A 12,005-nucleotide genomic window follows, 5' to 3' on the forward strand; every position below is an offset into this window, starting at 1 on the left:
CTATGGGTGATAACCCGAAACTGTCCCTGGTATCGGGCACACTGGAGTCGTGCCTGAGTTGCCGGAGGTCGAGTCGCTGGCGGTTTTCCTGCGGGAACGTGCCGTCGGGCGGGCGTTCGTGCGCGCCGACATCACCGCGATCAGCGCCCTGAAGACGTACGACCCGCCGGTCTCTGCGCTGGTCGGCCTGCTGATCGACGACGTCCAGCGGCACGGGAAGTTCCTCGACTTCTCGGCGCAGGGCGTGCATCTGATCATCCACCTGGCCCGGGCGGGCTGGCTGCGCTGGCGCGACGAGCAGTCCACCGCGCTGGTCCGGCCCGGCAAGGGCCCGATCGCGTTGCGGACGGCGTTCGACGACGGGTCCGGGTTCGACCTGACCGAGGCCGGGACGCAGAAGAAGCTCGCGGTGTACGTCGTGCGCGATCCGGCCGAGGTGCCGGGGATCGCGCGGCTCGGGCCGGAGCCGTTCTCGTTGTCCATCGAGGAGTTCGGCGCGATCCTCAAGCAGGCCGGGCGGGTGCAGCTGAAGGGCGTGCTGCGCAACCAGTCGGTGATCGCCGGGATCGGCAACGCCTACTCCGACGAGATCCTGCACGTCGCGAAGATGAGCCCGTTCAAACCGGCGTCGAATCTGACCGACGACGAGCTGAAGACCCTGTACGACGCGATGCGGGCGACCCTGCAGGACGCGGTCGACCGGTCCGCCGGCCTCGCCGTACAGGATCTGAAGTCGGAGAAGAAGTCCGGGCTGCGGGTGCACGGGCGGACGGGTCAGAAGTGCCCGGTCTGCGGGGACATCGTCCGCGAGGTGAGCTTCGCCGACTCCTCGCTGCAGTACTGCGCGACCTGCCAGACCGGCGGCAAGCCGCTGGCCGACCGCCGCCTGTCGAAGCTGCTCAAATAGTTCCGGAACCAATGAAGTATTGACAGGCGGAAACCGCCTTCCGACAGTTAGGAAAGTTTCTTAACTATCGGAGGTGTGCACGATGCGTTTCCGCCCCATCGCATTTGCCCTCGCCATTGTCAGCAGCGCGCTGCTGATCCCGACGATCGCGACCACGGCTTCAGCGGCGACCACGTCGTACGAGGCCGAGAACGCGGGCCGGACCCAAGGCGTGGTGGAGTCCAATCACGCCGGCTTCACCGGCTCCGGGTTCGTCAACTACGACAACGTGACCGGCTCGTCGGTCACCTTCACCGTGAACGTCGGTGCCAGTGGCAACGCCTCGCTGGCGTTCCGGTTCGCCAACGGCACCACGGTGAACCGGCCGATGAGTATCGCGGTCGACGGCACGGTCGTCTCCACGCCGCAGTTCGCCGGGACCGGCGCCTGGACGACGTGGAACACCAGCACGGTCAACGCGAACCTGTCCGCGGGTTCACACACGATCAAGGCCACCGCGACCACCGCGAACGGCGGCCCGAACCTCGACTCGCTCGCCGTCACGGACTCCGGCGGCGGTGGTGGCGCGCCGACCGCGGCCGAGCTGCTCGCCAAGGTGACGAGCTGCAGCCAGATCTCCAACGGTACCTACAAGACCGACTCCGAGCTCGGCCGGACCATCCCGGTCTGCGGCAAGAACGGCGCCGTGTTCTGGAAGGCCGACATGGACGTCGACTGCGACGGCCTGCGCACCACCCAGTGCAACGAGAGCACCGACCCGTGGTTCCAGCCCGACACCGCCTTCCACACCTCGACGAACCAGCCGCTGAACGCGGCCCAGCTCCCGTACGTCGTCGTCCCGAGCCCCAGCAGCACCTGGGACTACCGCAACTTCCAGATCGCCGGTGGCGGCGTGGTCGCGGTCATCTACAACAACCAGGTCAAGTACGCCGTCGTCGGCGACACCGGCCCGACCGACATCATCGGCGAGGCGTCGTACGCCTCAGCCGTTGCCCTAGGCATCAACCCGAACCCCGAGAACGGCGGCACCGACGGCCCCGTCACCTACATCGTCTTCAAGAACTCCACCATCAACCCGATCGAGAACCAGTCCCTGGCCACGTCCCGAGGCCAAGAACTCGCGCGCACCTTCGTCAACAACAACTGACCGAAAAGCCCCCGCCCGGGACGATCCGGGCGGGGGTCAGTCGGTTCGGACTACTTGATCAGCTCAGCCAGCTCGGAGAAGCCGAAGTCGCCCTGCGGCGCGCCGCGGAAGCCCGCGAAGTTGTACGCCGGGAGCTTGCGCTCCGCGTGCTGGTCGGTCTCGGTGCGGGTGGTCGTGCCGTTGCGGTCGGCCACCTGCTCGACGACCGAACGCCGCGAGGCGTTGGCGAAGTCACCGGCGACACCGAAGCCGTCGTACGAGTACGGCAGCGCGTAGGTCGCGTAGCCGTCGCGGTCCGTCCGGATGATCGAGTCGTGGCGGTCGCCCGCGATCAGGCTCGAGCGGTGGTCGGCGAAGTCGAGCGACGGGTTGCCCGTGATCGCGCCGGAGTGGCCGGCGATCGTCTGGCTCGACGCGGACTCGTTGGTGACGACCTTGCGTACCGTGCGGTGCTTGTCGACGACCTCGGTGCCGCGAACGCTCTTGCTCGCCTGCTGCGAGGTGACGAAGCCGCTGACACCGTCGAACTTGAACGGCGCCGACAGCGAACCGGTGGTCGCCTGGTCGGTGACCAGTGCGTAGCGGCTGCCCCGGTCGTTGTGCAACAGCGTCGAGCGCCGGTCGGAGACCGCAGCCTGCGGGTCGGCCACCAGTCGGCCCACGACGACACCGGCTCCGGTATGGGTCGCACGCTCGTCGGACCGCACATCAGTGCGGCTGCCATGCCGGTCGCTCACCTTGGTCTTGCTGTAGTCGAGCGAGTAGGTGTCCGACCAGCCTTGCGCCTTCAGGCCACCGAACGAGATCGGCAGCGAGCCGGCCGCGTCGGTCGCGGAGTGCGAGCCGACGGTGTTGTGCTTGCCCACGCTGCTCTGGTGACTGTCGAAGGCCGCGTTCGGGTCCAGCGTGATCGCGCCGGTGCCGACCGATCCGCCGGTCTTCGAGCCGCGGACGGTACGGCGCTCCGAGACCGACGTACCGTGCTTGTCCGTGCGAACGGTCTTCTGGGCGTTCGCCGAGGTCTCCTCGTGCTCGGCGGTGAGCTTGGCGCCACCGATCGAGACCGGCGACTGCACGGAACCGCTGGTGTGGTTCGAGGAGCGGCGCGCGGTCGAGCGGGTGACACTGCTCAGCGTTCCGACCGGGTCGGCGGTGATCTTGCCGGTGCTCAGACCGACCTTGTTCTTGGTGGTCTTCGACGACTGCTTGGTGCTGGTCGTCGTGCCCTTCTTGCCGGTGTGCGACACCGTCGAGCTGTGGCTGGACGAGGAGGAGGTCTCCAGGCCCAGATCGATCGAACCGATCTCGATCGGAGCGGCTACCTTGCCCGTGGTGACGTCCTCGGACTGCGCGTGACCGGTGTCGGCGTGCGCTACTGCCGCGCCGGCGAAGAAGAGGCCACCAGCCACTGCGGCGGTGCTGAGGGATCGCTTGACCCACACGTTCATGAGGAATTGCCTTCCGTTCGTTGCGTTCGGTGGCGGCATGCCCGGAGGCAGGCCGGTCCTTCTGTGACGCGCTGAAACGGAAGCGATCAGTCGGGGGTCGTCCCCGGGCGGTCGGTGGGACGCGGGCCGAGCGGTGCCGAGGTCCGGACCACGGCACCGGTCAGGCCGAAGCGCTGATCGATCGGCTGCGGAAGTACGGCGTACTTCTTGGAGCCGTTCGTGCCGGAGCTCGACGAGGTCAGCTGAGCCGTCCCGTCGGGCACACCGGGATGCTGCGGAGCCGGCTTGGGAAGCGAGCCGGAGTGGACGCCCAGAACCTGGGGCGCTGGGCTCGGTTGAGCGATGTGCACAGCAGCCGGTACGGCGTGCTGCGCGGCCGGCCGAATGATGCTGGGAGCAACGGGTCGGGCGCTGTGTCGAACAGCGACGGCCTGCGTCGATTTACGTGCGACCGGCGGTGCTGTTGTGGTGGTGGCAGATCTCGAGACCTGCTGGGTCGCCAGCTCGAGCACCGGCTTGGGAGGGACGGGCTTCACCAGCGGACGAACCACCTTGTGCACGACCGGTTTGACGATCGGGCGCACCACGTCGTCCACTATCGGCCGCAGTACAGGCCGGACCACGTCACGAACCAGCGGCCGCACTACATCGCGCACAACTGGTTTGACGGTGGGGCGGACGACGTCGTGCATCACGGGTTTCACGATCGGGCGCACCACGTCACGGACGACATCCACCTGCTGCACGTGCGCCGCCGTACCGGAGTTGTCCGGTGCGGCGGCGGCGTGGGAGGACGAGAGGATCAGGGCAGCCGCGCTACCAGCGAGCATGCCGCTCAGGACTACCGCGCGACGCGTCCAGCGACTTCGTAGGACGGTCATCCGCGGCACCTCCCGAGGTCGGCTGGTCTGCTCCTGATGAACCTGCTTCGGAGCGACCAGCCGATCGGATAGGTACTACGTTGTCATCAGGTCGAACATGGTCTTCACGTCACCGGAGTTCGGTGTCGCGAGCAGCGTCGGCGTGCCGCTGGTGGTGCGGCGGGAGGTTTCGGCGAAGACGTAGCCGACGTTGGCGTTGATGCGGTCCTTCATCCAGGGACCGCCGCTGGCGCCGCCGTTCATGCCGCAGGTGAGGGCGGCGTCGGTCGAGCCCCAGGCGTAGGTGTTGCCGTCGCAGTAGTAGGGGACCTGGCCGTTGTACGGGGGCTCGGCCGGCCAGCCCCAGATGCGGGTGTTGGCCTGGGCGCGGCCGTTGCCCCAGACGAGGCCGTTGCCGCCGACGGCGTCGACGACGTTGACGTTGTTGCGTTTCTGCAGCGTGATGAACGCCTGGTCGTGGCTGAAGTCGCTGTTGTTGATCCACGAGTTGAAGGTCCGGACGTTGCTCCAGTTGTAGGAGCCGTAGCCGGATTCGCCGTTGTAGTAGGCGGGAGCGAACCGGAAGTTCGCGTGCCACGCGCCGCCTTGGCCGCTGTGTACGCAGTGGCCGGCGGTGATGATCAGGTTCTTGTAGTTGTTGTTGATCGTCGCCGCCGAGCAGACGTAGTTGGCGCTGCCGATGGTGAAGAACAGCTTGCCGGCGGTGCTCGGGACCGGGTCGGCGTTGGTGACGTTGCCCTTCGGCAGGACCGGGTGCGAAGCGACACCGCTGGTGTTGTTCACAGCGTTGCCCTGGGTGCCCTTGGCATCGGGTGCCAGGTCGTACGGAATGGCGTTGGCCATCTTCTCGGCGGTCCAGTAGTCAGCCTTGTTGAGCGGCGCCTGGATCGAGGTGGTCGCAGCCTCGGGGGCAGCAGCCGGAGTGGTGGGCGGCGCGGCGGCCGCGGTGGCCACCGCGCAGGCGCTGATCAGAACGCCGGCGACCAGTAGCCGGGCGAATCTGGGCATGGGGTTACGCATGGACGACTCCTCTATCGGGGCGGAAACAGAGTCCGACCGGTCACTGCTCTCGCAGGCCCGGTCACGCCCAGTACAAAGGAAGCGCTCTCATTATTCAACGGCTCGTCTGTGAACCATTGTGAGATCTGACATCATCAGGGGCATGTCCCAGAATCAGCAGATCCCTTCGGTCGTGGTGGCCGAGCTCGACGACGAGCTGCTCGCGGAGGCCTTCGTTCTCGACGTGCGCGAGCCCGACGAATGGGCCCGCGGACACATCGAGGGCGCCATTCATATTCCGCTCGGTGACCTGCAGGAGCGGGTCGGCGAGGTGCCGAACGACCAGAAGATCCTCTGCGTCTGCGCGGTCGGCGGCCGCTCCGGGATGGCGACCCAGTTCCTGAACTCGGTCGGCCGGGAGGCGATCAACCTGGACGGCGGGATGCACGCCTGGCAGACCCAGGGCAAGCCGGTCAGCACCGACTGATCACCTGCTGTTCGGGAAGAAAAGCTTCCACTTGGGTGCCGGTGACGTTACTTTGTCACCGGTATCTACCCAGGGGAGGCTCCTGTGCCGCTCGTCCGTCCTGCCTGTACGGCGCTCGCTGTCGGCACGCTGCTCGCCGGTATCGCCCTCGCCCCGGCCCACGCTGCTGATCCAGGGCTGGCCGGCGACGGCGTGGTCACCAGCCGCGCGGACTCCCCGGTCGCGCCCGGTGTCACGTACACCTCGTTCGAGCGGCTCGACCCCAAGGGCTGGTTGCGCGGCGACCTCCTGACCACCGACCTCGACAAGCACGGGGTGACGGTCGATTACGTCAGCACCGGCAAGGTCTCCGGCGGTGCGCCGCTGAGTCAGCAGCTGGCCCGGAAGGGTGCGATCGCCGGCGTCAACGGCGACTTCTTCGACATCAACGACACGACCGCGCCGCTCGGCGTCGGAGTCGAGCAGGGCGGCCGGCTGATCAACGCGCCGGCGGCCGGCCACAACGACACCGCCGTCATCGGCAAGAACGGCCTCGGCCGGATCGCCCAGCTCTTCCTGCAGGGCACGGCGACCGACGACGACGCCGTGAAGCTCGCGCTGACCAACCTGAACTCACCGTCCGTCGACTCCGGCGGTATCGGTCTCTACACCCCCGAGTGGGGCGACGTCGCGCGCGCCCGGACCGTCGACGGCCTGCCGACCGTCCGCGAGGTGATCCTCCGCGACGGCGTGGTCGTCTCCTCGGCGGCAGCACCCGGTACGACGGCGCTGGCGCCGAACGAGCAGGCTCTGATCGGTCGCGAGGCTGGGGCCGAGGCGCTGACCGCGTTCGAGGTCGGCGAGCAGGTCGATGTCGAGTACGGCCTGCGACCGGACGCGTCGAAGGTCGCGGTCGGGATCAGCGGGAACGTGCAGCTGGCCAAGGACGGTTCGGTGCCGGCCGACGTACCGGATGCCGACCTGGCGCCACGGACCGCGATCGGGTTCGACGCGAGCGGTCGGCGGATGATCCTGCTGACCGTGGACGGTCGCGCGACCGGATCGCGCGGGCTGTCGCTGAAGGAGATGGGTCAGCTGATGATCGGCCTCGGAGCCGATGACGCGCTGAACCTCGACGGCGGCGGATCGTCGACGATGCTTGCCCGCACACCTGGCGACGCTGCGCCGTCGGTCGTGAACGACCCGTCCGACGGTGGCGAGAGGGTGGTGCCGAACGGGCTCGGCCTGGTGCCGGTCAAGGGGTCCGGTCGGCTCAAGGGCTTCCGGATCGAGGCAGTTGGTACGGCGGCCGAGGATGCGGACGCCGATCTGTCCCCCAGCTCCCGGGTGCTCAGCGGGCTCAGTCGCGTGCTGACGGCGACCGGCCACGACGAGACCTTCGCGCCGGCAGCCGGTACGCCGTACTGGTTCGGGGGCAGCAACGTCCGCGTGGATCAGCATGGCGTGGTGACTGGGCGGCGGGCCGGGGATGTGGTGGTCAGCGCGGCCCGGGGGACGGCGAACGGGAGGTTTCCCATGACGGTGCTCGGTGCGCCGGTCCGGCTGGCCCCTTCGAGCAGGCAGGTATCGCTGGCGGATTCCGCGGCGCAGGGCTTCTTCGAGATCGACGGGTACGACGCGGACGGGTTCTCGACGTGGATCGAGCCGCGGGACGTCAAGCTGAGCTACGATCCGGCGGTTCTGAAGGTGGTTGCTAAGGGCAATGGATTCGAAGTGAAGGCCCTGAGCAACGATGCCGTATCGGCCGTGGTGACCGCGACGGTCGGCAAGCTGAGTACGCAGCTGAGCGTCACGGCCGGGCTGGCCAGTACGGTCGTGGACGAGCTGGACGATGTGAGCAAGTGGGCGGCCAACGCCGTACCGGCTGGGGCGGCGACCGCCTCGCGGTCCGCGGCGGAAGGTCACGACGGTGGGCAGGCGATCGCGCTCGACTACTCGCTCACGGGCAGTACGGCGACGCGCGCGGCGTACCTGGCGCAGACCCCGCAGCAGACGCTGCCCGGCCAGCCGCAGAAGCTCGGCGCCTGGGTGTACGGCGACGGCAAGGGCGCGTGGTTGCGAGCCAACGCGTACGACGGTGCCGGTGGATCGGCGCAGACGCTGAATCTCGCGGCGGCGGTCGACTGGGTCGGCTGGAAGTACGTCGAGGCGAGTATCCCGGCCGGGCTGACGATGCCGCTGCGGTTCTGGCGGATCTACGTCGTCGAGACGGTGCCGACGCGCCAGTACGCCGGGCGGATCGTGATCGATGATTTGACCGTCCGCAGCGCGCCGCCGGTCAACCCGGCGCCGCCGGCCAAGGTCGTCGACCCGATGGTGGTCACCGATGGGACCGCCACGGGCGGCGGGCGCTGGCGGTTCGCGGTGATGTCGGATGCGCAGTTCACCGCCGACGACCCGAACTCCGACTACGTGAAGCAGGCTCGGCGGACGATCCGGGAGGCGCTCGCGCAGCACCCGGACTTCCTGGTGATCAACGGCGACTTCGTCGACCGGGCGTTCGGTCCGGACATCGCGCTGGCCAAGCGGATCCTCGACGAGGAGGTCGCGGGAAAGGTGCCGGTGCACTACGTGCCGGGCAACCACGAGAGCTACGGGCCGGGCGACCTGTCCGAGTGGACCAAGGTCTTCGGGGCGCCGACCAGCACCTTCGACCACAAGGGCACCCGCTTCGTACTGCGGGACTCGTCGCTCGGTTCGCTGCGGGCCGGTGGGTTCGCGCAGATCCTCGACCTGCGCGCGCAACTGGACGACGCGGCCCGGAACAAGTCGATCCGGAACGTGGTCGTGATGGCGCATCACCCGATCGACGACCCCTCACCGACGCAGAACTCCCAGCTCGGTGACCGGAAGGAAGCCGCGCTGATCGTGAAGTGGCTGGCCGACTTCCGCGCAGCCACTGGCAAGGGCGCCGCGTACATGGCCGCCCACGCCGGCACCTTCGCCGCCACTCGCACCGACGGCGTCCTGCTCCCGCTCACCGGCAACTCCGGGAAGAGCCCGGCCGCGGCGCCGGATGCCGGCGGCTTCACCGGCTGGGCCCTCGCGGGCGTCGGCCAGGGGAGTGACTGGCTGAAGCTCGAACTCCGCCCGCACGTGGACACCCTCGAGCTGACCGCCCCGACGACCCTCCGCCGCGGCGCTACCGCCCCCGCCTCCGCGACCGTCGTACAGGACGGCCGCCGAGTCCCAGTCAGCTTCCCGGTGTCGGCCGACTGGCAAGCCACCCTCCAACTCCACGTCGGCCCCGCGGCCACCGCCCCCTTCTGGGCCGTCGCGTCGTACGACCCAGCAACCGGCACCCTCACCGCCCTCCGCCCCGGCACCGCCGAGCTCGCAGTCACTGTCAACGGGGTCAGCACCTCAGCAACGGTGAAAGTCACTTGGTAGCCGCTTCCAGTAGCGTCTGCACAGTGACTGAACCGATCGTTCCGCGTCCGTTGCGAGCTGGGGACCGGATTGCTGTGGTGGCGCCGTCTGGGCGGATTCGGGCGGAGCGACTCGACATCGGGCTCGAGTACCTCAGGGAGTGGGGGCTCGAGGTTGAGGTGATGCCTTCGGTGCTGGCTGGGCATGAGCGGTTCGCCTACCTGGCTGCTGAGGACAAGGCGCGGGCTGCTGACTTGCGGGACGCGTGGCTGGACGAACGGTTTGCTGCGGTGTTCTGCGGGCGTGGTGGGTACGGCGTGCAGCGGATGCTGGAGGCGGTCGACTTCGACGAGCTGGCCGCAGTGCCTAAGTGGTTCGTCGGGTTCAGCGACATCACTGCACTGCATGAGCCGCTGAACGCCCGCGGCCTGGTGACTGTCCACGGGCCGATGGCTGCTGCTGTTGAGCAGTTGGGAGTTGAGGAGGGACGCCGGCGACTTCACGACCTGCTGTTTGAGCCGGCCAGCGTGACCGACCTGCTGGCGCCGCGTGGTGCGCGCACTGTCGTTGGTGGGGTCGCGGAAGGCGCACTGCGCGGTGGAAACCTCGCACTGCTCGCCACCAGCATCGGTACGCCGACGTACGCGGCACCGTCCGGCGTCGTCGTACTGGAGGACGTGAGTGAGCAGGGTTATCGCATCGACCGGATGCTCACCCAGCTACTGAGGTCCGGCTGGTTCGATCAGGTGACCGGGATCGTGGTCGGCGACTTCAGCGAGTCCGACGACCAGGGGCTCGCGGCAGACGTCGTACGGGAGCGCCTTGAGCCACTCGGCGTTCCCATGGTGGAAGGCGGCGCGGTCGGCCACGAGGACCTGAACCTCGCCGTACCGCTGGGGCTGCCGGTCCGGTTGGACGCGGCAGCCGGGACACTCACTCCGCTGTGGCCAGGTGCTGCCGTAGGAAGCTGAAGGCCCGCGGGTAGGCGTCCAGCTTGTTCTTCAGCTTGGCCAGCCCGTGGCCCTCATCTGGGTACACGGCCAGCTCACACGCCACCCCGCGCTGCTCCAGGGCCGCACTGATCTGCTCTGCCTCGGACAGCGGCACCCGCGGGTCGTTGGCGCCGTGGATGACGAACAGCGGCGCCCGGATGTCGTCGACCCGGCTGAGGGGGCTCGCGGACTCCAGGAACTCGCGCTCGGTCGCCAGATAGCCGTACTCGCGCTCACGCGTCGCGCGGCGGTAGGAGGAGGTGTTCTCGAGGAAGGTCACCAGCGAGGCGATCCCGACGATGTCCACGCCGGCTGCCCACAGCTCGGGCTGGAACGCGAGACCGGCCAGCACCATGTAGCCGCCGTACGAGCCGCCCCACAGGACGGCGCGGCTCTGGTCGGCGCCGATCGTCGGCAGCCAGGCGTGGATCGCGGCCAGGTCCTTCACCGAGTCCAGGCGCAGCTGGCGGTCGTCCAGCGAGTACCAGCGCTTGCCGTACGCCCCTGAGCCGCGCACGTTCGGCACGATCACCGTGTGGCCCTCGGCGGCCAGGGCCGTGATCACCGGCTGCCAGATGCGCATCGCCGCGGCCTCGGGCCCACCGTGGATGTGTAGCACGGTCGATCCCAGGTCAGGTCCGGTCGGCCGGAAGACGAAGACCGGCACCTGCTCACCGTCGAACGACGGCACCCGCAGGCTCTCCGGCAGCGTCAGCTTCGGCACCTCAGGCATCCCAGGAGCCGTCACGGCCACCACTTCGCCGGTGGCCGGGACATACCGGTGAACCGTCGGCGGTGTGGACGGGGAGCTGTACGTGAGCGCGGCGAACGATCCGTCCGGGGACCAGATCGGATCGGGGGTCACCATGGTGAGCGCTGCGCAGCCTCCGGCCGGCAGGTCCAGGCGCTTGAGCTCCGAGCCGTCGGACAGCCGGTGCGTCGCCAGCGACACCTCACCGTCATCGACAACGGCCACCAGCAGCTGCTCACCGTCCGGCGACACCCATGCGGCCAGGTCGCGCGCATCGTCCACCAGTACGTCGCTCCACGTCGCCGTGCTCAACTCGTAGCGGCGTAAGGCCTTCCGGTCCCGGTCCGCGTCGGTCGACACCACGAAGGCGGACGAGTCCGGCAACCAGGACACCTGGCCCTGGTCGTTCTGCGCATCGGCCGCGGTGACCGCGGTGACCGTCTGAGTGGCAGTCTCGACCAGCAGAAGCTGGAAAGAGTTCGCCGGGACGCTGGCCACCACCAACACGACCCACTGGTCGTCCGGAGACGGGCTGACGCCCATGACCCAGCCACCGCCGTCGTACAGCACGGTGTCCACGCTGCTGGCGAGGTCGCGGGAGATCAGGTCGAAGTCGACCCGGTTGCGCCGGTTGGTCGTGTAGAGCACCCGGTCGGGCTTCGCGGCGACCAGGTGATGGAGGTAGGCGAGGTCGTGCACGAGCGGGGTCATCGCGGGCAGCCCGGGCTCGTCGAGGTCGAGAAGTGAGAGCTGACCCCGCTCGTTCCCGCCGGTGTCGTGCTCGACGACCACCAGCCGGCTGTCCGGCACGAACCGTGCGCCCCGGCAGCTGTCAGCGAGGTCGGTGAGCGGGCGCCAGTCACCGTCCGGCGTGATCTCGTTGACCTGGCGGACACCGGTCCCGTCGTACAGGACGAGCATCCTGCCCTCGTTGTCGACATCGAGGGCCATGGCAGCGGGCAGCGAGAGCAACGTCGTCAGCACACTTCATCCTCACATGTGATGCAGGGCAAGTGGCAGACGC

At 68.6% G+C, this 12,005-nt stretch carries 9 protein-coding genes; 5 read left to right on the forward strand and 4 right to left on the reverse strand.

Going from position 1 to position 12,005, the window contains the following annotated elements:
* The first annotated feature begins 49 nt into the window (after nt 1–49).
* Nucleotides 50–907 carry an Fpg/Nei family DNA glycosylase gene (locus OG474_RS17260; protein WP_405063323.1) on the forward strand — a complete coding sequence of 286 codons (858 nt, stop codon included), beginning with the start codon at nt 50–52 and terminating at the stop codon, nt 905–907.
* Nucleotides 908–989: 82 nt separating this feature from the next.
* On the forward strand, nt 990–2,054 hold the full coding sequence (locus tag OG474_RS17265; protein WP_405063324.1) for a glycoside hydrolase family 75 protein: 1,065 nt from the start codon (nt 990–992) through the stop codon (nt 2,052–2,054).
* 50 nt (nt 2,055–2,104) lie between these two features.
* Here OG474_RS17265 and OG474_RS17270 read toward each other — a convergent pair whose 3' ends face one another.
* The 3 genes from OG474_RS17270 to OG474_RS17280 form a co-directional block, all read right to left on the reverse strand.
* Nucleotides 2,105–3,502 (reverse strand): hypothetical protein, encoded by a 1,398-nt coding sequence (locus OG474_RS17270; protein ID WP_405063325.1) that lies wholly within the window; start codon nt 3,500–3,502, stop codon nt 2,105–2,107.
* Nucleotides 3,503–3,588: 86 nt separating this feature from the next.
* On the reverse strand, nt 3,589–4,383 hold the full coding sequence (locus OG474_RS17275; RefSeq protein ID WP_405063326.1) for a hypothetical protein: 795 nt from the start codon (nt 4,381–4,383) through the stop codon (nt 3,589–3,591).
* Nucleotides 4,384–4,458: 75 nt separating this feature from the next.
* Complete coding sequence (locus tag OG474_RS17280) at nt 4,459–5,403, reverse strand: trypsin-like serine peptidase (RefSeq protein ID WP_405063327.1); 945 nt, start codon at nt 5,401–5,403, stop codon at nt 4,459–4,461.
* A gap of 142 nt (nt 5,404–5,545) precedes the next feature.
* Between OG474_RS17280 and OG474_RS17285 the strand changes: the two genes are divergently transcribed.
* The 3 genes from OG474_RS17285 (at nt 5,546) to OG474_RS17295 (ending at nt 10,209) form a co-directional block, all read left to right on the forward strand.
* On the forward strand, nt 5,546–5,869 hold the full coding sequence (locus tag OG474_RS17285; protein WP_405063328.1) for a rhodanese-like domain-containing protein: 324 nt from the start codon (nt 5,546–5,548) through the stop codon (nt 5,867–5,869).
* 84 nt (nt 5,870–5,953) lie between these two features.
* Entirely contained in the window at nt 5,954–9,259 is a 3,306-nt protein-coding gene (locus tag OG474_RS17290; RefSeq protein WP_405063329.1) for a phosphodiester glycosidase family protein, read from the forward strand.
* 23 nt (nt 9,260–9,282) lie between these two features.
* Nucleotides 9,283–10,209, forward strand: a complete 927-nt coding sequence (locus OG474_RS17295; protein WP_405063330.1) for an LD-carboxypeptidase — start codon at nt 9,283–9,285, stop codon at nt 10,207–10,209.
* Here OG474_RS17295 and OG474_RS17300 read toward each other — a convergent pair.
* Nucleotides 10,172–11,965 (reverse strand): alpha/beta fold hydrolase, encoded by a 1,794-nt coding sequence (locus OG474_RS17300; RefSeq protein WP_405063331.1) that lies wholly within the window; start codon nt 11,963–11,965, stop codon nt 10,172–10,174. The genes OG474_RS17295 and OG474_RS17300 overlap by 38 nt on opposite strands.
* Nucleotides 11,966–12,005 lie beyond the last annotated feature (40 nt).

The sequence above is a fragment of the Kribbella sp. NBC_01505 genome, assembly GCF_045040285.1.
GTDB lineage: Bacteria > Actinomycetota > Actinomycetes > Propionibacteriales > Kribbellaceae > Kribbella.

Bases quoted from the DNA above. Each gene is read 5' to 3' on its own strand.
- OG474_RS17270 (WP_405063325.1), bottom strand. From the start codon at position 3,502: ATGAACGTGTGGGTCAAGCGATCCCTCAGCACCGCCGCAGTGGCTGGT.
- OG474_RS17275 (WP_405063326.1), bottom strand. From the start codon at position 4,383: ATGACCGTCCTACGAAGTCGCTGGACGCGTCGCGCGGTAGTCCTGAGC.
- OG474_RS17280 (WP_405063327.1), bottom strand. From the start codon at position 5,403: ATGCGTAACCCCATGCCCAGATTCGCCCGGCTACTGGTCGCCGGCGTT.
- OG474_RS17265 (WP_405063324.1), top strand. From the start codon at position 990: ATGCGTTTCCGCCCCATCGCATTTGCCCTCGCCATTGTCAGCAGCGCG.
- OG474_RS17285 (WP_405063328.1), top strand. From the start codon at position 5,546: ATGTCCCAGAATCAGCAGATCCCTTCGGTCGTGGTGGCCGAGCTCGAC.